Here is a 21,071-nt window from a genome sequence, read left to right as displayed (position 1 = left end):
GGAATCTTATGACAAAGAACGTTTATATCCAGCGACTGGCAAGTTTCATTCCCAACGACGCCCAACCCAAGCCTGACGTATCTTTCGTCCCGATGCTTACCCGCCGTCGCCTGACCTATGTTTCCCGCATGGTCGTTCTCGTAAGCGATATGGTATCCAAGGATAGCGAAGGCAACAAGTTGCCTCCTTGCAAGGTGACGTTCGCCTCTCAGTTTGGCGAAATCACCCAGCAGCTCAAAATATCCCAGGCGCTAATTGATACGGGCGCGGTTTCTCCGGCCCATTTTAGCCTTTCGGTATTTAACGCCTCTGTCGCAAACGCAACCATTCTCGAAAACAACACCGCAGGCTACTCAGCCGTCTTCTCGGGAAAGGAATCCTTTACCTCGGGCCTCACGGATTGCCTCGCCGCCTTGCAAAATTGCGACGACGCTACGGAACGAACCTTCATCTTTGCAGACGAACTAATTCCCGAAACTTACGCACCCGTGGCAGGAGTCCCCTACCCCAATGCCGTTTGCGGTCTCGCCCTCCGACTCACCACCGACGAGGCTAAGGCCGACAAGGCCTACAAGGGAATCAACCTGAATTCTCAGTTGGAGTACCTCAAGATGCTTCAGGGGAATTTTGACACCGCGGCAGAACAGGCCATCGCTTTCCTGAGCGCCCTAGAAATGCAGAAGCAACCCGTATTCTAGACTCCATGCAGAAGATTATCTACATCTACCGAATTGCAGTAAAACTTTTCAGTTTTGCATTTTTTGGTTTATGCAGTCTAGGATTGGCCCTTGGGCTTTTCCCCATTATGCATGTCTTGGCCGGATTCTCCGAAAAAAAGTTTAAGGCCATTGCCCGACGTTTCAACCATTGGTATTTCAAAGTTTTCGTAAACGTCATGAAGACCATTCGGTGCATTGACGTTCAAGTCGAAAACAGGGAACAGCTCTCCCATATCAAATCTAAGGTGGTGATTGCAAACCATCCCTCCCTCCTGGACGTTGTCATCCTTTTTTCCCTGGTTCCCAATGCCGACTGTATTGTCAAGGGTTCACTCATCGAAAACAAGTTCATCTCCTTGATCGTACGCAACCTTTACATTCCAAACACAATTCCTTTTGACGAACAGATGGAACGGGCAAGGCAATCCATGGAGGAAGGCAATAACCTGATCATCTTCCCCGAAGGAACCCGTTCTAGGCCAGGTCAACCCTGGGAATTCAAGAAGGGAGCCGCACGTTTCGCCCTATTCTCCGAAAACGATGTCGTACCCATATTTTTCGGCGGAAACGAAAAGATTGGACTCCGGAAGTGTGATAAACTTTTGCAGTACCACCCCACGGAACGCTACCAGTACAACCTTAAAGTTCTACCCCAGATATCTGTGGCACCATACAAAGGTGTACCGATGACCAAGAGTGCCATTAAACTCACCGAAAAAATGAAGATGGCGCTTGAACAGGAACTTTCAAATGTCTAACTTTGGTATTATGAAAAAAACAGTCGCATTTCTTGTTTTGGGAACGTCAGTTCTCATGCTCACCTCATGTGGTGGCGGTAAATTCCAAAAGTTCCAAACTTCAGAACAGATGAACACTCCTTTTAACTGCTCGGGCCTCCACATGCGAAATGCCCAGTGGCATTTTGTGGATGATTTTGGTCAAACCGTAGATGCCATCGGAACCTGCAAGAAGGGAATGAAACACGGAAATTTCAAGTTTTCCATCAACGGCACGGTTGTAGCCAAGACTAAGTACAACAAGGACATTGAAATCAAGTCCGTATGTATGCTGGATCCCAAAAATTCCGTTAGCTTAGCTTTCTGCATGGAACAAACCGCAAAAAGTAACATCGCAAACATAGAGCCTGTTGACGCAGAAGACGACAGCGACTTTTTAGACGAAGAATAATTCAAAGAGAGACGTTATATGTCAAAGAATACAAAGACCGTTAAGGCCCCCAAGGCAGAAAAGAAAACCTCTGGCAAGTCCGGCACCCAGACCAACATGTGGACCGGCCGTTTCGCTAGCGGCATGGCACAGTCCATGGTGGACCTTTCCTTCAGCCTCCACTTCGACTCCGAACTGATTGAAGAAGATATCGAAGGCAGCATCGGTCACGGCAAGGGTCTGGTAGAATCCGGTGTGCTGACCAAGGCTGAATACAAGAAAATTTGCGACGGTCTCAAGACCATTCTCGATGACTATCATGCAGGCAAGAACCTGTGGCAGCCTTCCGACGAAGACATTCACATGGCAGTGGAACGCGTTCTCACCGAACGTATCGGCGCTCTGGGCAAGAAGATCCATACTGGCCGTAGCCGTAATGACCAGGTCTGCACCGACTTCAAGCTTTACATGCGTCACCGCGCTGCAGAAATCCGCGCTTTGGAAGTGGAATTGATGGAAGTGGTCCTCGACCTTTCCAAGAAGTACTTCGGCAAGCTGATGCCGGGCTACACCCACCTGCAGCAGGCACAGCCCATCTACTTCAGCCATTACCTCATGAGCATGTTCTTCGCCGTTTCCCGCGACGTGAAGCGCTTGGATAACTTCCTGGAACTGCACTCCCAGCTGCCCCTGGGTAGCGGCGCCATGGCTGGTTCCGCATTCCCCTACCAGCGCGCATTGGTTGCAAAGGAACTTGGCTTCAAGGATGTGAGCCCCAACTCCATCGACGCCGTAAGCCATCGCGACATGATGCTGGAATTCAACGCCGACCTCGCCATCATCGCAAACACCATGAGCCGTTACGCCGAAGATTTCGTAAACTGGAGCACCAGCGAATTCGGCTTCCTCACTTTGCACGATGCATTCAGCAGTGGCTCTTCCATGATGCCCCAGAAGAAGAACCCGGACTCCATGGAACTGATCCGCGGTAAGTCTGGCCGTATGCTGGGTAACTTCAGCGCCATGTACACCTTGGTGAAGGGCGCTCCCCTCTCCTACAGCCGCGACCTGCAGGAAGACAAGGAACCGGTATTTGACAGCGTTCACAACGTGAAGGTCATCCTCCGCGTCATGAAGGAAGCTCTGGAATCTGCACGTTTCAACTTTGACAAGATGGAAGCCAAGATGCTGCCGGCCCTGCTGGCAACCGACCTGGCAGACTTGCTGGTGGAAGCTGGCGTTCCCTTCCGCGACGCACATCACGTGGTCGGTAGCCTGGTCGGCGAAGCCGCCCGCCAGGGTAAGGAATTCACCGAACTGTCCGACGAATCTTGGGCAGCCGCCGGCGTTCCCGATGTCGCCCGCATGAAGAAGACCCTCACCTTCGAATACAGCGTCAGCCGCCGTAACATCGAAGGTGGTACCGGTCCCAAGTCCGTGAAGCAGCAGTTCACAAAGGCCGAAGCTCTTCTTAAAAAGTTTAAGAAGTAAGATTCGTTCCTGAAATCTACAGAGCATTAAAAAGACCGCAATTTGATTGCGGCCTTTTTTTGATAGAAATTTATCTTAAATTATTTCACAGTAATGCGGTTCTGCTTCAACAGGATTCCATTTTCCGTAACACGGACCAAGAGAACCTTATTCTTGAAAGAAGCCAGGTTTACGCCATAGGACGTTCCGTTGAAATCTGCCCCATAAACCTTATTTCCCTGCATGTCAAAGATAGCGACATTCTTGTGAGAATCCCCCGAAGCGAATACCTGAAGGTAATCGTTTTGCAAACGGAGTTCAACATTAAACGTCGTAATTGCCGACAAGGCTGTAACATCCTCATTGGTTGAAAATTCATCTACAACAATACTGGGTCTTGTCAACACACGATTTGATTTTTTCACATCCAAGGAAACTTCATACACTTCCCCGTTAATCGTGAAGCTTTCTTTATAAACAACAGGATTTGTGTATTTCGGGACGGTAGATGTAATGGTCAAGGTTTCTTCTGATTCATTATAGTCTATGTTCAAGAAATAAATCATCCAGGAATTACGAACGTAGCTTTTTACGCCGCTAATGGTTATAGGTTCAATAGAGGCGTCCTCTTCAACGGTCTGCTGCAAGGAACCATAAATTTTGAAAGCGTCTTTTTTCACATCACAAGTCGTCACCTTTACACCCTTCTTAGTAGTAAAGCAAATATTCTTGTTTTCTTCCATAATGCCATAAAGGTTGATTCCAAGATCAAGCCCAGACCAGGATTTAAAGCCATAAAATTCAGTCACGTTTTCTGAACCAGGGAACGGATCATCGACAAGATATTCTTGATTCCCGCCGTCATTAAAATTGGGAACCATCTTCGATCCGGCCTCCACCAAATCTACGTATTGATGGAACGCATCGTCATTTAAAGAGCTATTCCAGACATATTCATCATAATCAACATGCCAGATCAGCAAACCATGACTGGGCAATATAAAATCCCACTTATTTTTCTGTCGATTTTCAAGAATAAACCATTCATCGGGATTATTCGGGACGGGAATCATATAGGCCTTATTAGAAATTTCCAGAGGTTCAATGGTAATGACATCGGCCTTCAAATCCAAGGTATCAAAATCCAGCCATCCCAAAAAATTCTTTTCAAAAGCATTATAACCAGGAGCTACATATCCGTTGCCGCTGTGGACTCCCAAAGTCATCACGCCCCAGCCGTGTACGCCAGGAGCTTGAACACCCCATGTTTTTACCCAATTTAAATCCACGCCATTTGTGCTATAAAGGTCATACAATCCTAAAGCATGGCCAAACTCATGAACAAAAGGAGAAAATACAGCACCATTGCCCCAAATTATGATGTGGGTATTGAACTTCTTTCCATTTCCTGCATCTACGCTCCCAAGGTAGCTCATGTAGGACTGTGCGCGTTTTTCATCCTCTTTTCCCAAGGTTCCTGCAAAAACAACAGAAAGGTTATCAACCTCGCCATCACCATCAGCATCATATTTTGCTGCATTAAAGGCTGCATTTTCCTTCAACTTGGCGGCGACTTCTTTAACCAAGCTATCTAAGCCAAAACCAACATAGAAGCTGAATTCCTCGTCCAGCTTCGCTGTATACACATCAAACTCAGGCACAAACTTTCCCACAGACTGATCGATAAAATAGTCACGGATAGAACCAAGATAATTATTCCTGGAATAACCGACCTCATTCAGCATGTCATCAAAGTCCGAGAGGTCTGATCGGTGCTCGGAATTGTCATACACCAGAACCACCGGAAATTTATTGGTTCCGGCAGTATAGCCCAGGGGCGAAGGCTTTCGCATAAATTGGGGACCATTGCCTTGGTTTGCCTTTATGTTCGCCCACGCAGCCGGTCCCTTTCTTTCGATTTTGGGAAGTTTATTGAAAAATGAATTGCTTTCAGAAGTCGCAGCTAAAGTTTCCGCAACAAAAAAAAGTACCGCAAGCATTGCGGCTAAAAAATTAGAATGTTTCATTTCTATGTTCTCCTTTAGTGGAGCCCAAAGATAGTTTATTTGAACAATCCTACATACCGCGAAACAAAAATAGAATAAGTTTGTATACATCGCCTGTTTTATAAATTCATACAAAGAAACCGTGACCCCAAAGCCACGGTTCATTTTTATAAAGCTTGTTTTTTAGAAGACTACTTCTTATCCTGCGGAACCAGGCGCTCCACAATACGGAACAAGTCGTTATAGATTTCCAGGAAGTCTTCTACCCAGATGGGGTCGCGTTCGCCCACCACATGGAAGGTTTCTTCCAAAGTATGACGGGCATTGTAAGGACCAACCAGGCTGCCCGTAGGAATGGAAACATTCCCCTGATAGGCGGACTTGGCCACGATGCGGGCACGATAGCTTCGGCGCAAACGGGAAATCAGGGCGGCACGGAGGGCCAGCAGTTCATCGTGAGCCAGCAGGAATTCACCAGCCTTGATCCAGGCTTCAACCTGAGTCAGGCGGCGCAAGGTGGCGTCACGTTCCGTTGCGGGAATCAACTGGCGCTTAGAAGAAAGAGTCTGCTTGATTCTTTCGGAAATCTGGGACAGCAGAGATTCATTCCAGATGAGCAAGGGGCTTTCGGCAAATCGGTTGTCGGTCTCCACCTTGGGCGTATGGGTCGCAATCCAGCGGTCCAGCTTTTCGGCCACCATGCCTGCTTCGGGCAGACGGTCAACGGCGATATACTCACCGGCACGATTCAGCAGGTTGTCGGCATAAACCATACGCCAATGCGGCAGCTTTCCGGTCTTGCGGATAGCATCTACACTCTGTCGTAAAGATTCCAAACGGTCCTGCATAAAAATCCTTCAGTATCAAGCCTTACTGCTTCTTATCCATCATCTGGAGCGGGGTCACGCCAATTTCTACGCGGCGGTTCAGTCGGCGATGTTCTTCGGTATCGTTAGGATACTTGGGCTGGTGTTCGCCAAAGCCTGCGGCAAAAAGACGATCCGGGGGGAATCCCTGGGCAATCAAGGTCTTCACCACATTCACTGCACGTTCCGTAGAAAGATTCCAGTTGGTATAAGTATTGGATTTGATGGGAATGTCATCAGTAAAACCGCTAACCATGATTACATCCGTAGAATCCAGTGCGTCAAGAAGGCCCTTGCTGATTCCCTTAATCACGCCCACACCTTCGTTGGTCAGGTCGGCACCGTTCACCGGGAAAAGGAAGGATGCCTGAATCTGGATCTTACCCCCTTCCAGGGCAATAAGGCCAGCCTCGATAGAGGTCTGCAAACTCTTGGAAAGAAGGGCGTTACGTTCAGCGGCAATCTTGCGCATTTCTTCCTGACAGCTCAGCACTTCCTCTTCGGTACGGGTAAGGTCTTCGGCCTTCTGTTCCTTGAGGGTCGCCATGGCCACAAAAGCCAAGATGAACAACGACACCAGGGCAACGCCCAAGTCCGTGTAGGCCATCCAGGGATTGCTGTTTTCGTCTCGCTTGAAACGCATAGATTATTCCTCGACCTTGTTCTCTTCGGAAGAGGCGGATGCAACAGAGTAAGAGCCCGGACGCTGAGTCTGTTCCAGAACTTCCAACAGGATTTCCTGAGTTTTGACCGCATTTTCCATAAGCACTTCGCTGGCACGTTCGTGGAAGGCTTCCAGAGACTGATTCAGATGTTCGATGAAGTTTTCTTCTTCGTCGCGTTCTGCAGTATCGCCGCTGAGCTTTTCAAGAATGGTTTCAAGACCAGCGCGGAGCATTTCAAGGTTGGCGCTCAGTTCAGACTGGTTGACTCGCATGAGTTCTGCCGTTTCTACGATGTTGCCGCCAAGAGCGTCGGTTGCTTCCTTTTCCTTGACAACGCGTTCGTCGATGCTGACGGTAAGAGCCTTCTGGGCTTCGAGCAGAGTTGCAGAAGTTTCGGAAAGTTTCTGGAAGGCGCCCAGGATATCGCTGGAGAGGCCAGCCAGCTTTTCGGAAACAGAAGCGGAAAGTTCTGCAGAACCGGCCTGAGCCTTTTCGGCCACCTGAAGGGCAACGTTCTTGAGAGTTTCAAGACCATCGCGCTGGGCATCCACATTGGCATTGGTACGTTCTTCCAGGCGCTGCATGAATTCATTCCACTGTTCGTTGGACTGCTTGACCTGTTCAGAAATGGAATCTGCAATGCTGTTGGAAGTATCGGCCAGAGAACTCTGGGCAGATTCGCTAACCTTATAAAGGCCATCATAAACGCTGCCAGAAACATCGCTCAGGGCAGACTTCACATCGTCAGCCACACTGTTAAGGCCAGCCTTCACGCCGCTGGCAATATCGCCAAGACCAGAATCCAGTGCAGAAGAAAGGCCGTTCAGCTGATCTTCAAGCTTAGACGGAATAGATTCCACAGAAGCAGACAGAGCCTTCACGCTGTTTTCCATGGGAGCAAATGCAGTAGAAATAGAAGCGCTAACAGAGCTACCCAGATCCTTGACGGATTCGTTCATGCCGCTCATGGCAGAAGCCAGAGATTCATTCAAAGTCTTCACGGAAGCAGACATTTCTGCAGAAACCTTTTCTACAGAGGCATTCACGTTAGCAGAAACCTTGGCCACGGAATCAGAAACATTCTGGTTCATCATGGTGGTGGCGGCGGTCAGTTCCTCGCCCACCTTAGCCACAATACCACCCAGGCCATCCTGCACAGCAGAAGTCACCTTGGCCAGATTCTTTTCCACAGCGTCAAACAGACGTTCCAGTTCATTCTTGTTCTGTTCCAGTTCGTCACCGGTTTCGCCCTGAAGATTCAAAGTCATGGTATCCAGGCGGGCCATAAAGGAATCGCGGGCATTGAGCAACAGGGAGCGGCTAGTATTCAAAATCAAGGCGGCAAACAAACCACAAAGGCTAGTACCGAAAATACCCTTCATACCCTGGAACAAAAGCTGGATAGTATCCAAAGTTCCCTGGGTGGTAGAATTGTCGATGGCACCACCGGCTGTGGCCACGGAATACATCAAACCGAAGAAGGTTCCCATAAGGCCCAGCAGAATAACGGTACCGCCAGCGCTACGGGGAACGTTAATGCCCACATTGCTGTTGAGCACTTCGAAAGCGATGGGAGAATCCAGACGAATCCTTTTTGTCATCAGGCGGTTGGCCAGCTGAATGCGGTTAGCCACAACGCCTTCGCCAGACACACTGTAAGAACCGCGGCTTTCGCATTCGTCTAGCACCAGGTTTTCAGCTTCGATCAAGTTCAACTTCTTAAGAGCCAGAAGCTGTTCCATCACGAACACGACAAAGATTGCGCCCATGATCACCCAGCCAAACAGCGGAGCGCCAAAGTACAATGCGCCTGCCACCAAAACGACAAGGCCCACAATGGTGAGTAATAAGATGGAACTAAATGCACTCTTCATTTTTTACCTGCATTTCATTAAGCCTTAAAAGAGGCCTGGGTTTCAAACAAATTCATCTGACCGCGGTTGAATCCGCGAAGGAACATAGCCCACTTGCTCTGGTACCACTCGATTACCTGAATGGTAAGTCCGCGGGCATAATCACAAAAATCATCGGTAAAGGCCAGGAAGCCATTTTCGTATGCGTAATGGGGATTCCAGTAACGACCTACATTACGGGCACAGGAAGCGGCAGAACTGTAGTAATGAGTATTACCCTTGGTAGCAAAGGCCGCAGCAAAACGCTTCTTGGCCAGGGCGTTCAAGGAACTGCGCAACGAAACCACCATGGAGTTTTCCTTATCGCGCAAGGAAGCTTCTAGACTGGGCAGCAACTTGGACATGGCGTCTACGGCGGATTCGCTATGCCAGTACTTGCACAACTTTTCCTGCAGTTGCATCACGCGGCCATGCATACGCACAAACAGAGGTTCCGCATCGCTCACCAGCAAATGGATGGTTGCCGAATAGAAGGCATTAATATCCTGTTTGCTGTTCTTGACCGTCAGATACCAACCCTTTTCTTCGTCATGATGCAAAAAGTCACCTCCTTCCAAAAGGAGTCGCATCACTTCATCAGTAGAAAAACGCTGCATCCACTTGGTGCGGAATTCATCGTAAAGCTTATTTGCATCAGCGATAATCTGAGGGAAGCTGGCATCGGCCAACTTATAAGCGGTTTCGCTATACGAAATCAATTCCGACGTTCCTACGTTCACAGACGGGTCGTTCAGCATGGCATCAAGATGTTCGTACAGCACGATGGACCAAGTGACCATCATGGACTGCGACAGCGTTGCCACCATGGAGGAACGGTTAGGGCGCACCGTCAGACGGACACTGTTGCCCGTCATCTTTCGAATTGATCTGCGGAAATTTTCCTGCACTACGCCAGATGCTCCCTAGAAAGCCGTTTCGATACGATGCCAAATACTGCGGTTCACGCGCTTGCCCTTGCCAGCCATTTCTTCCACTTCGCTGCGGACATCGGCTTCAAGATTGTTATTGATCAAGCTCTTATCACCGTCAAACTTTCCACCGGCTTCAAGATAGAGGCCGTAAACATTGTTGGAAATCTTGGTTTCGGCAGACATCACCTGACCAGCACGCACAGAAAGGGCAAAACGGTTGCGGGTGAATTCGCAACGGGCCAGGAAAACCTCGGGCACGTCGTCGATCCACAGGCCATAGTAGTTGTTAATGAACTGCACACTTTCGAAAATACCCTTGGAGCGGAACACCGTATTGCGGAAGGCATTCTCCACCACCAGGTTCTTCACTTCGAAAGGACGGCTAGAAGAAACAAAATGTAGACCGTTCCAGCTTTCGCTAGAGTCGGCACTGCGGAACACCACAGGCTTCTCGTCGGTACCGGAAATCTTTACGGAACCGCGAAGCATCAGCTTGGCGTATTCACCCATCAAAACGGTAACACCCGGTTCCACCATCAAGGTATCATTAGCAGAGAACACCACCCCCTGTTCCAGAAGGTAAGGGCTGTCAGCCTCCACAAGAGTAACCTTGCCGTTCTCGATCTGCGGGAAAGGCATCTCACCAGCCACGGCAAGACCGCACACAGAAAGAGCAGTCAGCGCAGCTGCAATAACCCCCGCAACTCGCTTAGGAATCAAAATCAAAATTCACTCCTCAACTTGATCTTCTGGATCACGTGCATTTCGGGAATAACACTTTCGGCCACCAGGTCGCTTACTGCCAGGTCGCCAGTCAGTTCCAGGTTCACAGAAGAAATGGCCCCGTGGGTCATATCAAACAGAATCGTTCCGGAACCCACAATAAAGCCCTTGCTGGACATACGAACGTCGGCAGTAGAGTCGGCCACTTCCTTGTACTTCAGGTTCATGCCGATCTTTGCCATCTGCACGCCGTCGTGAACATACTGGTCCTGCAGGGTAAATGCCTTGTACACCACCGTATTGGCCTTGTTGTTGCCCGGAATATCCATGGGACGTTCCCAGGTTTCGCCAACGGCAACAGGCTTACCCGGCAGCAACGGCTGCACCTTCAGGAACAGGCGGATCAAATCCAGGGCTTCGGTTCCGAGCATCACGGAATCTTCGATGACCGCATTGCTGACAATGCCGTCCTTGGCCATCTTGAACTGGAAATGTTCCGTGGACATATAACGTTCCATGCTGCGGAATTCATCCACAGAACGCTTGTCGGACTTGTAGTCCACAGAATCAATCTTCATCTGGAACTTGGCAGCCCCATCATCATAGGCGGTCACCAAAGTATTGGTAGCCTTGACCACCAGATGTGTATTCATGGCCTCGGGAGTGCCAGTCACCGTATCCATCGGCAAAATGGCATTCAGGGAAGATTCCAGGTAATAAGTCTGGGGCGGAACGTTCTGGGTATTAAAAGCCAAAGTAAATTCGTTACCGTCACAGGAACACAAAAACATGAGCGCAGCAGAGCTGGCGAAAAGCTTAAAGAAATTCATAAGTAAAATTTAATTTTTTTCAAATTACGACACAGGCGGTTTGGCGCCAGAGTCACCCTTTTCAAGGCGCATCCGCTGAAAGAACAGCTTTAACAGCCCCAAACATTCCCCTGCCAAAACCCCGCCCGTCACGGGAACCACCCTTTTCAGGGCATTATTGGCAATCACGTCAATGGTCGTGCCGCAGCCACCGAAACAGGTATCCGGGGAACCATACACAACGCGACCGACACGGCTGTTCAAAATGGCGCCGGCACACATGGGACACGGTTCCAAAGTCACATAGAGAGTGCAACCATCCAAACGCCAGTTATCCAGCGCATTGGCCGCCGTACCGATAGTCAGAATTTCGGCATGGGCCGTGGCATCCTTCAGCATCTCGATCTGATTATGCCCCTTCCCTATGACCACACCGTCCTTTACGATAACGCAGCCAATGGGAATTTCACGTTCATCAAAAGCCTTTTCGGCCTCACGCAAGGCCATACGCATAAAGCGTTCGTCTTCAGCATTCTGGTTTTCTAGGGAATCGGCCATAAACAAACTAAAAAGGAATTATACAAACAAAGAAATAATGGAGATAATCAGGGCAAGAACAGCTAACGATAAAGAGACAATTGAAATCGGAGACTTCGGCTCCTTAGGCAGCTCTGCATCGGGTCGAATATTTTCGGGAAGCAACTTGATCAAGAACCTCACCTGCTTTTCCAGGGCGGCACAACGGGATTCAAGACCCTCGAAACGATTATCGTGTTCTTCGTCCTTGATGGCCTGACGATGGAGTTCCTGATCCTGTGCATCATTCTTGTTGGTAATGGAATCAAGGCGAAAATCATGTTCGCGATCCTTGGCCACCTGAGACTTCAACTTGAATTCCTGACTCTGATTCTGTGAGCTCAGGGAATCAAGGCGAGCATCGTGCTCACGATCCTTTTCACGAAGTTCCGAAATTTCACTTTCTTTTACGTCTGACATAAACACCTCATCTTATACCCAAACGTGATCCCGAATATTTCAGTCTACTTCAAGCCTCTTCCATAGGCGCAGTTGTTATCTTCCTGCATATAGTCGCCATCGTGATAGTAGGCGGCACGGGCGCGACAGCCTCCGCAACGGTCATTGAACTTGCACTTGCCGCAAGCCCCTTCGTAAGCCTTGGTACGCAGTTTCTTGAAAACTTCCGCATTGGCCCAGATTTCGTCAAAGGGCGTATCGTGAACATCGCCTGCGTCTTCAAGCATGTAAGCACAAGGGCGAACGAGGCCCACCGGATTTACAATGCAATAATCCAGCCCGGCAAGGCAACCGCGGGTGTAGCGAGTCTTGATGCCCAACTGGTCAGCAATGCGCAGGAACTGAGGCGCACAAGTAGGCTTTACAGGAATACCCAGAGTGCGGCTCTTTTCCATAATGCTGCGGAGCAACTTTTCGTACTCCGCTACATGAAGTGCATGATCCGCAATTTCCTTGCCACGTCCCACCGGCACTAAAAAGAAAATCTGATGGTTTACAGCACCGATGCTCTTGACCCAATCCATAATTTCCAGGATTTCCCCCTGGTTCCAATCCATAATGGTGGTATGAATCTGGAACGGGAGACCTGCGGCCTTGCAGTTTTCGATACCAGCCATGGTCAGTTCAAAAGCGTTGTCCAAGCCACGGAAATCATTATGACGCTTGGGATCGATACTGTCAATGCTAATGCCCATGGCCATGGCTCCGGCCTTCTTAAGTCCCTGGGCCAATTCGGCGGTAATCATGGTACCGTTAGTACCGAACACCGGACGGAGACCATTCCTGGAAGCATGTTCCACCAGTTCCAAAATGTCCGGGCGGGTCATGGGTTCGCCACCGCTGAAAATCATGATCTTGAAACCGGCCTTGGTGATTTCATCAATGAGCTTGTGGCCTTCGGCCGTTGTCAGTTCTCGATCCCTGGTACCACCAGCGTTCTGGTAGCAATGCTTACAGGTCAAGTTACACTTATTGGTGGTCATCCAAGAAACGATCATGATTATCCTCTTTTTACTTGGCTAAATATAAAAAATGGAAATCCTCAGTTTGGATTTCCATTTCCATATCAGTTAATAACTTGGTTATCAATTACAAACAATGTCTGATTAGAACTTATGGCAGTCCGTCATGCCTTCCCGATAAAAGTAGGTAGCGCCTTCACCCACATCATTCGGGCACTCCATGGTATAACCTTCGGGACAAGCGTCCACCAAAACCGAAGACTTCAAGTCCGAACTGGAGCCACCGCAAAGGAACTCTACAGACTCGTGAGTAAAACAACGGATTTCACCATCATTGAATGTATTGAGGCAAGCCTTGCCGGACTTGCTTCCGCCATTGTTTCCACCATTGTCCCCACCGTTAGATGCAGACGGAGACGAAGAAGAATCATCACCGCAAGCGGAGATAGTGGCGGCAAGACCCAGAGAAGCAAGAATCATAAAGAACTTTTTCATTTATTCTCCTAAAGATTTTGAAATTTTCTTTCCTAAAATATAACAATGAAATATTTTTTCATCATCGATAAAAATATAGAAAAAACTACTTCTTGATTTTTGCAGCAAATGTCAGTGCTGCAGAAATTGCAACCGCAAGCAAAGTGGGACCAACAGCATCAAAGCCAGTATTTACAGCCACCTGGTAAGATGCAAAACCCACCAGCCAGGCAAACAAATTCCAGATCCAGAAACACTTTCTTTCGAGATGTTCCTTCACAAAGAAGAACGAAACCAGAAGAACAGCCGCCATGGGCGCAAATACAGAAGCGATCAGATACAAGAAATGAATGTAGTGGTCCACGATTCCCCAAATAGCAAGAACCGTACTGAGGGCGCAAACCACGACTCCCGTAACCTTGGGATTCAGCCTACCCACAATGGCCTTGGCCGATTCACCTGCAGAGTTGGCGGCCAAAAAGTTGGTCGTCACCGTAGAAAGGGCGACAATCAGAATGCCTGGGATACCGATGCCAGCCAAAAGAATTGCCTGGGCGATGTTGGTCCCTACACCAAGACCAGCAATCTGCAGGCCAATAAAGTACATCCAGAAGCTGGCGGCAGAATAGGCAATGGCAGAAACCGCAGTTGCCGCCCTGGGGCGAGCCACGTCCTTGGTATAGTCAGAAATTACCGGCAGCCAGGAAAGGGGCATGGCAATGGAGATCTCAAAGACCGTCCAGAAATTGAAGGTAGGAAGACTAGAGGCTGCTCCACTGGAAGCTACCGTAGCCGCGGCACCACCCAGGCCAAAGAACTTCGCGGTAAGCACCACCAAAAGAACGGCCAGCAAGCCCATGACCACCGTGGTGATCTTCTGGGTACGGCGAAGCCCCACAAAAACCCAGGCCGCAATAAGCACAGCCAAGATAATGCAAGTCAACGGGAATGAAACCGGCAAGTTCAAACCCGCCAAAGCCATGGCACCCTGGGCATTCAGAACTGCAATCCAGCCAATAAGCTGCAGCAAGTTCAACGAGGCAAAAAACTTGGAACCGTACTTACCAAAAGTGGAAGCCGTAGTCTCCATGGCGTTCAAGCGGACCCTGGCACCGATAAGTCCCACAAAGTACAGCATGATACCGCCCAAGACATGACCAAGAATCAGCGGGAGCCACAAACCATCGGGGGTATTGGAAGCCCCAATCTCGATACCACATTCAATTTCAGAAACGGAGATGGCTACACCAAACCAAATGATTCCGTTGGTAAAAATACTCGTCTTCTTTTCCATATAAGTTCCTAGGAGTTTTTCAAATTTTGGGGAACAAGATAGAAATAAAAGTCTAGTTTTATTACTCTAAAAGCAAAAAAGGCTTCCTGACATCAGGAAACCTTTATATGTGAAACTTGATTTAGAAAGACTAATTATTAGTCTTCACCGCCCAAGAGGTTATCACAACTGGAGTCGGCGGCATCAGCGTCGTAGAAGTACACAGCACCACTTCCGTCAGGAGAATCGCACTTCTTCTTTTCGCCACCGGCGCAGCCAGAACCCTTAGTAGCTGTAATTCCGAAATCCGGTGCACCTACACAGCTTTTTTCCAACTCATCAGCAGCATCAGCATTGGAAGAAATTTCAGCACAGGAATGCGAAGTAAGGGTTTCACCCATAAAAACGCGTTCAGTCTTCATATCGCAAGATATAATCTTACCACCGCTAGAGGAAGAGTCATCACCGCAAGCAGTAAACATGGCTGCCAAACCCATAGCAGCAAGTGCGAGAGCAATCTTTTTCATTTTTAATCTCCTATTAATCATAAAATTATGTTATAAATACAACACATTTAGTTCTTAATAGTTCAAAAAGCAGTCTTTTTTCAAAAAAAGTGATTTAAACCTAAGCTAAAGTGCTTTTAGGACCTTGCGGGCAGCTTCGATAGTCTTTTCGATGTCGGCATCAGTGTGGGCAGAGCTGACGAAAATGGCTTCGAACTGGCTGGGGGCCAAGTAAATGCCTTCATCCAACATTCCCAGGAAATACTTGCGGAAAAGTTCCAAGTCAGACTTCTGAACATCGGCAAAGCAATTTACAGGACCATCAGTGAAGAAGACGCAGCCCATAGAGCCCACCTGGTTTGTGGTCATAGGGAGACCCGCTTCCTGGGCAGCAGCCTTGAGGCCTTTTAACAAGTTCGTCGTGGATCGTTCCGCACGAGTGTAATGTTCCGGATTGCGGCTCAGTTCGCCCATGGTAGCAAGGCCCGCAGCCATGGCCACCGGATTGCCGGACAAGGTGCCAGCCTGATAGATTCCGCCCAAGGGAGCAATCTGCTGCATCACATCCAGGCGGCCGCCATAAGCGCCCACCGGCATGCCACCGCCAATGATCTTACCGAAGGTGGTCAGATCCGGCTTAATGCCGTAAAGGCCCTGGGCGCAATGAACACCCACACGGAAGCCGGTCATCACTTCATCGAAAATCAGGATGGAGCCATGCTTCTTGGTTTCTTCGGAAAGAGCCTGGAGGAATTCCTGAGTCGCAGGAACAACGCCCATGTTGCCAGCCACCGGTTCCACGATAACGCCTGCGATTTCATCACCGATGGCGTTGAAAGTTTCGCGAACCTGAGCCACATCATTGTACTGGAGCGTCAAAGTATACTTGGCAAGGTCTGCGGGAACACCCTTACTGCTGGGCTTGCCCGTAGTCAGCATGCCGGAGCCGGCCTTGATCAGCAGGCTATCGCTGTGACCATGATAGCAACCTTCAAACTTGATAATCTTATCGCGCCCGGTAAAGCCACGGGCAGCACGGATGGCACTCATGGTAGCTTCGGTACCGGAGTTCACCATACGAATCATCTCGATGCTGGGAACCAACTGCATCACCAATTTTGCAAGTTCAGATTCCAGACCGCAGGGTGCGCCAAAACTAAGGCCATTCTGAGCCGTTTCGGCAACAGCCTTGATAACGGCATCGTGAGCGTGGCCCAACATCATGGGGCCCCAGGAACCCACATAGTCCACATAGTCGTTTCCATCGACATCATAGATATGGCTACCCTTGGCACGAGCGATAAAGGGAGGAGTTGCCCCCACGTTTCCAAAGGCTCGAACAGGACTATTGACACCACCCGGCATCAGGGACTTTGCTTCAGCAAACAGTTTTTCACTAATTGAATGATTCATAGGATACAATATAGGAATTATGAACTTTAAGCTTCCCCAAGATTTTACAGTTGTGCATCAAAAAACTTCATGATTTTTCTGCAGCATCTCGCTTGACAGTTTGTTCTAAGTTTCATATATTCCGTCTATCTGCGAGTGCAGATTTTTTCATATATCGTATTCATCTGCGAATGCAGATTTTTTTTACATAGCTTCAACCTTTAACCTGCATTTTCCGCAGTTTGGATTGGCACCTTCTTTACAACAATCTAAACCGAGGTCACCCTTGAATTCAGGAGGTGACCCGAGGGCAGGTTCCCGGCGATTACAGTAACACAGAAAAGACTGGTTATGCGGACTTGGTATTTATCGCCGAAGTTCGTCAGGAATTTCTGACGGGCAAGGCCAAACCGGTTCAGGTCTGCGTCGGCTTCCTGGTGGAGCACAAATCCTCCAGCGACGATGGCGTCATGGATCAGCTCCGCAAGTACCACTACTATCTGATGGAAAACCAGCTGAAGGCCAATGCGGAAAAGGTGATTCCCTCCGTGGCAATCATCCTCTACAATGGCAAGGACAACTGGGACCCGCTTAAAAAGCTGCAGGCGTACCCCAAGGAACTCCAGAGGTATCTGCACCCCTTCAAGTGCATCCTGCTGAACGTGAAGGAGGTTTCTGACGAATCTCTGAACGGATTCGGGGCGCGCCTTGCAGCCTTCATCTGCGCCATGAAGTACATCTGGAATCCAGACAATTCTCGGGAGACATTCTCTAAAGTACTGGACCGAATCCACAAGGAACTGCCCAAATCGGAAGCCCTTGACTTACTGTACCAGATGGATGTATATTTGAAAGGATGGTTAAGAGCCAACTTTATGGAGGCATTCAAGATGGATTTCGTTCGTCCCAATTACAAGACTGTCGGCGACGTTCTCAGGGAAGAAGAAGAGGCTGCCAAGAAAGCCGCCCGCAGGATGCTTAATCAAAACGAGCCTATGGAAAAGATTGTAGCCTATTCCGGTCTGACCGAAGAACAGATCAGGAAGCTTGCAATCCCAAAGCCCTAAGATTCAGATTTCTTTCAGAAAAAAATCTCACCCGCGGTTATATACTGCGGGTGAGTTTTTTTGAAACCAGTAGTAAAAAAAGCCCGCCGGCACTAAAACCAGCGGGCTTTTGAGAATTAAACAGTTATTCTTCTTTATCCTTTACGCAACGGATGGATATTCCAAAATCTGTCTTAGTTTTACCCAAAAACATTTTTTCTGTATCAGGGTCATCATTAGCATAGTCAAAAGACAAGGTGGTATACGTTCTTAATTCCACCGGATCAGCATCAGTCGTCCAGAATGCCGTATACTTGTCAGAATTCCAACAATCGGTCGTTCCACAATTACCTGCGGGAACGACACTGAATCCCAGTTCATCAGTTCCGCCCCATGTCGTGGATCTCAAAACTTCGGACGGATCGCCGGTTCCCCCACATGTGGCACGAGCGATTAGATCCTCAAAATCAGCCTTCGACGGCAAACGCCAACCCTCAGGGCAAACACCAATTACACCGTAATAAAGCAGTTGTCCACCGCTAGTATGTTCTTTTGTCTTGACGTCAGAAGCACCATATTGAATGTTTTCAGCAAACCATGTCCGATCACCGATGGTCACTGTCTTGTACTCATGCTCATCGCGAGTATCGATATAGGTACCCTTAACAGTCTCTTCACAGGAGGGGGCTGCACTGGAGGTTATCGGAGCGGCCGCGCTGGAGCTGTATTCAAATACTTCCGGTACAGCGCTGGAGCTCGGAACAGATGCGCTAGAGCTCGGAGCAGCTTCGCTAGAATAGGATGCGCTGGAGATTATCGGAGCGACCGCGCTGGAGTAGGCAGGTGCAGCGCTGGAGCTCGGAACAGATGCGCTAGAGCTCGGAGCGGCTTCGCTAGAATAGGATGCGCTGGAGATTATCGGAGCGGCCGCGCTGGAGTAGGCTGGTGCAGCGCTGGAGGTTGCTGTGCTGGAGGCAGTATTTTGAAGAAGTTCATCGTCGTCAAGGCAAATCCATTCTTCCGGATCATAGGGAGTGCTTCCGCACAAGGGCTCTTTGAGATTGACGGAATTGTCACCGCAGATAAGTTTCACGACACCATTGCCTTTGTCACTGATGCTGCAGCTGGTACCATCCTTACCGTCATTCACCACATATTCGGCAGATTCGCCTTCGGCGGTTTCGCAAGTGATGGTCGTCGTCTTCGTGCCATCATTATTTTCGATCTGCGATGCAGAGCAGGAAAGGCCATCTTCGCCCTTATCGCCCTTGTCGCCCTTGTCACCCTTATCGCCCTTGTCACCCTTATCACCCTTCAGGCTGGCAAGCCAGTCTTCCAAGGACAATTCGGATTCAGCCAGTTCGAAGGCGCTCTTGCCGTTCCTGAGGGTGTCTAGGACTTCGCCATCGCAGCTAACTTCGATGCCTTCATTAATGATTTCGGCTGTACAGCTGGTGCCGTTGTCGCCATTGTCGCCCTTGTCGCCCTTATCACCCTTGTCACCCTTGTCACCCTTGTCACCTTTCTTGCCGTCTTCGCCGTTCTTGCCGTCTTCGCCGTTCTTGCCGTCTTCGCCGTTCTTGCCATCTTCGCCGTTCTTGCCGTTTTCGCCATTCTTGCCGTCTTCACCATTCTTGATGGTGCCTACGACTTTGCCATCGCAGCTAACTTCGACGCCGTCATCAACGACCTTGGCAGTACAGCTTGCGCCATTCTTGCCATCCTTGCCGTCCTTACCATCCTTGCCGTCTTCGCCATCCTGGCCCTTCAGGGGAACCCATTCCCCATCAGCACAGAAATACAGGGCAGCGGAATCAGTCACATAGGCCATTGCGCCCTGGTTGCTTTCGCTGCATTCACCAAGCTTCTCGTCAAGAATCGAGACGTTAGATCCTCCGTCAGATACGGTAGATTCATCACCGCAAGCAGACAATCCCAAAATAACAGCAGATGCAACTACTGCATATTTACTAAACTGAGCACTCATACTCACTCCTTTTAAAAAAAGACGCGGTAAATGTAAGAAAAAAAAATGATTTTGTCTACAAAAAGTAAGTTTATTTTTTTCAGACAAAAAAAATTTTTTATTTATTATTTCCTGCATAAAAAAGGAACCCACCGGCAAAAAAAGCCGGTGGTTCTTCATAGACGGGCAAAGCCCTATGTTACGGCACGCGCTAACACGCGTACGCAGTCTGCCACCTGCGATGGTCCTTACCCGGCTACCCGTAAACGGGTTATTTCTTTCCGAATAGGACTAACTGTTCTCCGTACTCGGCTTCGATATTTTTTCTGTAATTCAGGATATTTCTCATTGATCATCAAACTGCTTTTGCCCTTCAGGTATCCGATGATTGATGATGGCGAGTATTTCGGGGGAATCGAAAGCAACATGTGTACATGATCAACGCAGACTTCGGCTTCAACAATCTCAATATCCTTCCATTCGCACAATCTTCTCAGAATCTTTCCTATCTCAAGTCTGCGTTCCCCGTAGAAAACCTTCCTTCTAAATTTTGGGGCAAACACAATGTGATATTTGCAATTCCACGTTGTATGTGCAGTTGTATTTCTATTATTCATATTAATCCTTTGGTTTTATTGTGATGCAGTTGGCAGACCGCACCATCAATTTAGCCAAAGGATTTCTTTTTTCATGATCGCCAGAAGGCTTTACTTGAACACCCCAGCATAGCTGGGGGTTTTCATTTTATACAAAAAGGGCGCTAAAGCGCCTACGCTCAGGTTCGGATATATAGGCAAGCAAGCTTGCCTATGCATCACTCACCATCGCTTTAGTCCCGAAGACAGCGAACGGAAAACCCGAAGGTCTTATCGTAGTCGTTATGGTTCACGCTGCCGTAGCCGTAGTAGAAGTACCAATCGTACGCGTAGCTACTATCGTACTCTGTAGAACTCCAGAAGTATGCGAAGTTGCCCCCGTAGCTGAAATTGCCACCGTAGTTGCGGCTGCCCGCCGGCAAAACAGCGAAGCCAAAGGAATCGGAGCCGTTGCCACCACCAGACCAACCGCTAGTAGATTTCAGCTTTAAACCGGCGGTGCTGGTTCCACCGACGGCGGTCCACAAAGTATTCCACTCGTCATCGTTAGGCAGGTGCCAACCTTCGGGGCA

At 48.9% G+C, this 21,071-nt stretch carries 21 protein-coding genes and 1 pseudogene; 5 read left to right on the top strand and 17 right to left on the bottom strand.

Annotated features, from left to right (window positions below; translation table 11 throughout):
* The first annotated feature begins 8 nt into the window (after nt 1-8).
* From MMG03_RS02120 to argH, 4 genes are read left to right on the top strand one after another with little or no spacing between them, the layout of a single operon-like run.
* Nucleotides 9-698, top strand: coding sequence for a beta-ketoacyl synthase chain length factor (locus tag MMG03_RS02120; RefSeq protein ID WP_073235362.1), 690 nt, complete (start codon nt 9-11; stop codon nt 696-698).
* A gap of 5 nt (nt 699-703) precedes the next feature.
* Complete coding sequence (locus MMG03_RS02115; protein ID WP_249505524.1) at nt 704-1,477, top strand: 1-acyl-sn-glycerol-3-phosphate acyltransferase; 774 nt, start codon at nt 704-706, stop codon at nt 1,475-1,477.
* Nucleotides 1,478-1,487: 10 nt separating this feature from the next.
* Nucleotides 1,488-1,907, top strand: coding sequence for a hypothetical protein (locus MMG03_RS02110; RefSeq protein WP_141099742.1), 420 nt, complete (start codon nt 1,488-1,490; stop codon nt 1,905-1,907).
* 18 nt (nt 1,908-1,925) lie between these two features.
* A complete protein-coding gene (argH, locus tag MMG03_RS02105; RefSeq protein ID WP_249505523.1) occupies nt 1,926-3,377 on the top strand; it encodes an argininosuccinate lyase in 1,452 nt (483 codons plus the stop codon).
* A gap of 80 nt (nt 3,378-3,457) precedes the next feature.
* On the opposite strand, the gene MMG03_RS02100 is transcribed toward argH, so the two are convergent.
* The 14 genes from MMG03_RS02100 to hemL all read right to left on the bottom strand — a co-directional run bounded on the left by MMG03_RS02100 (nt 3,458) and on the right by hemL (nt 16,912).
* Entirely contained in the window at nt 3,458-5,527 is a 2,070-nt protein-coding gene (locus MMG03_RS02100) for a hypothetical protein (protein WP_249505522.1), read from the bottom strand.
* Nucleotides 5,528-5,553: 26 nt separating this feature from the next.
* Nucleotides 5,554-6,210 carry a hypothetical protein gene (locus MMG03_RS02095; protein ID WP_088665683.1) on the bottom strand — a complete coding sequence of 219 codons (657 nt, stop codon included), beginning with the start codon at nt 6,208-6,210 and terminating at the stop codon, nt 5,554-5,556.
* Between the two features lie 22 nt (nt 6,211-6,232).
* Complete coding sequence (locus MMG03_RS02090; RefSeq protein WP_073159365.1) at nt 6,233-6,871, bottom strand: OmpA family protein; 639 nt, start codon at nt 6,869-6,871, stop codon at nt 6,233-6,235.
* A 3-nt stretch (nt 6,872-6,874) separates the two neighbouring features.
* A complete protein-coding gene (locus MMG03_RS02085; RefSeq protein ID WP_249505521.1) occupies nt 6,875-8,767 on the bottom strand; it encodes a fimbrial protein in 1,893 nt (630 codons plus the stop codon).
* A 17-nt stretch (nt 8,768-8,784) separates the two neighbouring features.
* Nucleotides 8,785-9,660 carry a hypothetical protein gene (locus tag MMG03_RS02080; protein ID WP_249269269.1) on the bottom strand — a complete coding sequence of 292 codons (876 nt, stop codon included), beginning with the start codon at nt 9,658-9,660 and terminating at the stop codon, nt 8,785-8,787.
* Between the two features lie 48 nt (nt 9,661-9,708).
* Entirely contained in the window at nt 9,709-10,443 is a 735-nt protein-coding gene (locus MMG03_RS02075; RefSeq protein ID WP_249269270.1) for a hypothetical protein, read from the bottom strand.
* Entirely contained in the window at nt 10,440-11,270 is an 831-nt protein-coding gene (locus tag MMG03_RS02070) for a hypothetical protein (protein WP_073159371.1), read from the bottom strand. The genes MMG03_RS02075 and MMG03_RS02070 overlap by 4 nt, the downstream gene beginning before the upstream one ends.
* 24 nt (nt 11,271-11,294) lie before the next feature.
* Nucleotides 11,295-11,807 carry a tRNA adenosine(34) deaminase TadA gene (gene tadA / locus MMG03_RS02065; protein ID WP_249505520.1) on the bottom strand — a complete coding sequence of 171 codons (513 nt, stop codon included), beginning with the start codon at nt 11,805-11,807 and terminating at the stop codon, nt 11,295-11,297.
* 18 nt (nt 11,808-11,825) lie between these two features.
* Nucleotides 11,826-12,245, bottom strand: coding sequence for a hypothetical protein (locus tag MMG03_RS02060; RefSeq protein WP_073159373.1), 420 nt, complete (start codon nt 12,243-12,245; stop codon nt 11,826-11,828).
* A 44-nt stretch (nt 12,246-12,289) separates the two neighbouring features.
* Entirely contained in the window at nt 12,290-13,282 is a 993-nt protein-coding gene (gene nirJ2, locus MMG03_RS02055) for a putative heme d1 biosynthesis radical SAM protein NirJ2 (protein WP_073235350.1), read from the bottom strand.
* A gap of 108 nt (nt 13,283-13,390) precedes the next feature.
* Nucleotides 13,391-13,741, bottom strand: a complete 351-nt coding sequence (locus MMG03_RS02050) for a hypothetical protein (protein WP_249505519.1) — start codon at nt 13,739-13,741, stop codon at nt 13,391-13,393.
* 85 nt (nt 13,742-13,826) lie between these two features.
* Nucleotides 13,827-15,014, bottom strand: a complete 1,188-nt coding sequence (locus MMG03_RS02045; protein ID WP_073159379.1) for a cytosine permease — start codon at nt 15,012-15,014, stop codon at nt 13,827-13,829.
* A gap of 137 nt (nt 15,015-15,151) precedes the next feature.
* Nucleotides 15,152-15,520: a hypothetical protein gene (locus MMG03_RS02040; RefSeq protein ID WP_249505518.1), complete on the bottom strand. Its 369-nt coding sequence runs from the start codon at nt 15,518-15,520 to the stop codon at nt 15,152-15,154.
* A gap of 105 nt (nt 15,521-15,625) precedes the next feature.
* Nucleotides 15,626-16,912 (bottom strand): glutamate-1-semialdehyde 2,1-aminomutase, encoded by a 1,287-nt coding sequence (hemL, locus tag MMG03_RS02035; RefSeq protein WP_249505517.1) that lies wholly within the window; start codon nt 16,910-16,912, stop codon nt 15,626-15,628.
* A 278-nt stretch (nt 16,913-17,190) separates the two neighbouring features.
* Between hemL and MMG03_RS02030 the strand changes: the two genes are divergently transcribed.
* Nucleotides 17,191-17,958 carry an Rpn family recombination-promoting nuclease/putative transposase gene (locus MMG03_RS02030; RefSeq protein ID WP_249505516.1) on the top strand — a complete coding sequence of 256 codons (768 nt, stop codon included), beginning with the start codon at nt 17,191-17,193 and terminating at the stop codon, nt 17,956-17,958.
* A 124-nt stretch (nt 17,959-18,082) separates the two neighbouring features.
* Here MMG03_RS02030 and MMG03_RS02025 read toward each other — a convergent pair whose 3' ends face one another.
* From MMG03_RS02025 to MMG03_RS02015, 3 genes and pseudogenes are all read right to left on the bottom strand, one after another.
* Nucleotides 18,083-19,924 carry an FISUMP domain-containing protein gene (locus MMG03_RS02025; RefSeq protein WP_249505515.1) on the bottom strand — a complete coding sequence of 614 codons (1,842 nt, stop codon included), beginning with the start codon at nt 19,922-19,924 and terminating at the stop codon, nt 18,083-18,085.
* 287 nt (nt 19,925-20,211) lie between these two features.
* Nucleotides 20,212-20,520 (bottom strand): annotated as a pseudogene (tnpA, locus tag MMG03_RS02020) (IS200/IS605 family transposase); the annotation flags it as partial.
* 212 nt (nt 20,521-20,732) lie between these two features.
* A partial coding sequence (locus MMG03_RS02015; protein ID WP_275976868.1) for an FISUMP domain-containing protein occupies nt 20,733-21,071 on the bottom strand: 339 nt, incomplete at its 5' end.

The organism is Fibrobacter sp. HC4, assembly GCF_023373925.1.
Classification (GTDB): Bacteria; Fibrobacterota; Fibrobacteria; order Fibrobacterales; family Fibrobacteraceae; genus Fibrobacter.
The sequence above is the reverse complement of the archived record's forward strand: the minus strand, read 5'-3'. Positions and strand labels throughout refer to the sequence as shown.

Excerpts from the sequence above, each read along its gene's own strand:
- MMG03_RS02120 (WP_073235362.1), top strand. The coding sequence starts at position 9 with ATGACAAAGAACGTTTATATCCAGCGACTGGCAAGTTTCATTCCCAAC.
- MMG03_RS02115 (WP_249505524.1), top strand. The coding sequence starts at position 704 with ATGCAGAAGATTATCTACATCTACCGAATTGCAGTAAAACTTTTCAGT.
- MMG03_RS02110 (WP_141099742.1), top strand. The coding sequence starts at position 1,488 with ATGAAAAAAACAGTCGCATTTCTTGTTTTGGGAACGTCAGTTCTCATG.
- argH (WP_249505523.1), top strand. The coding sequence starts at position 1,926 with ATGTCAAAGAATACAAAGACCGTTAAGGCCCCCAAGGCAGAAAAGAAA.
- MMG03_RS02100 (WP_249505522.1), bottom strand. The coding sequence starts at position 5,527 with ATGAACCGTGGCTTTGGGGTCACGGTTTCTTTGTATGAATTTATAAAA.
- MMG03_RS02095 (WP_088665683.1), bottom strand. The coding sequence starts at position 6,210 with ATGCAGGACCGTTTGGAATCTTTACGACAGAGTGTAGATGCTATCCGC.
- MMG03_RS02090 (WP_073159365.1), bottom strand. The coding sequence starts at position 6,871 with ATGCGTTTCAAGCGAGACGAAAACAGCAATCCCTGGATGGCCTACACG.
- MMG03_RS02085 (WP_249505521.1), bottom strand. The coding sequence starts at position 8,767 with ATGAAGAGTGCATTTAGTTCCATCTTATTACTCACCATTGTGGGCCTT.
- MMG03_RS02080 (WP_249269269.1), bottom strand. The coding sequence starts at position 9,660 with ATGACGGGCAACAGTGTCCGTCTGACGGTGCGCCCTAACCGTTCCTCC.
- MMG03_RS02070 (WP_073159371.1), bottom strand. The coding sequence starts at position 11,270 with ATGAATTTCTTTAAGCTTTTCGCCAGCTCTGCTGCGCTCATGTTTTTG.
- tadA (WP_249505520.1), bottom strand. The coding sequence starts at position 11,807 with ATGGCCGATTCCCTAGAAAACCAGAATGCTGAAGACGAACGCTTTATG.
- MMG03_RS02060 (WP_073159373.1), bottom strand. The coding sequence starts at position 12,245 with ATGTCAGACGTAAAAGAAAGTGAAATTTCGGAACTTCGTGAAAAGGAT.
- nirJ2 (WP_073235350.1), bottom strand. The coding sequence starts at position 13,282 with ATGATCGTTTCTTGGATGACCACCAATAAGTGTAACTTGACCTGTAAG.
- MMG03_RS02050 (WP_249505519.1), bottom strand. The coding sequence starts at position 13,741 with ATGAAAAAGTTCTTTATGATTCTTGCTTCTCTGGGTCTTGCCGCCACT.
- MMG03_RS02045 (WP_073159379.1), bottom strand. The coding sequence starts at position 15,014 with ATGGAAAAGAAGACGAGTATTTTTACCAACGGAATCATTTGGTTTGGT.
- MMG03_RS02040 (WP_249505518.1), bottom strand. The coding sequence starts at position 15,520 with ATGAAAAAGATTGCTCTCGCACTTGCTGCTATGGGTTTGGCAGCCATG.
- hemL (WP_249505517.1), bottom strand. The coding sequence starts at position 16,912 with ATGAATCATTCAATTAGTGAAAAACTGTTTGCTGAAGCAAAGTCCCTG.
- MMG03_RS02025 (WP_249505515.1), bottom strand. The coding sequence starts at position 19,924 with ATGAGTGCTCAGTTTAGTAAATATGCAGTAGTTGCATCTGCTGTTATT.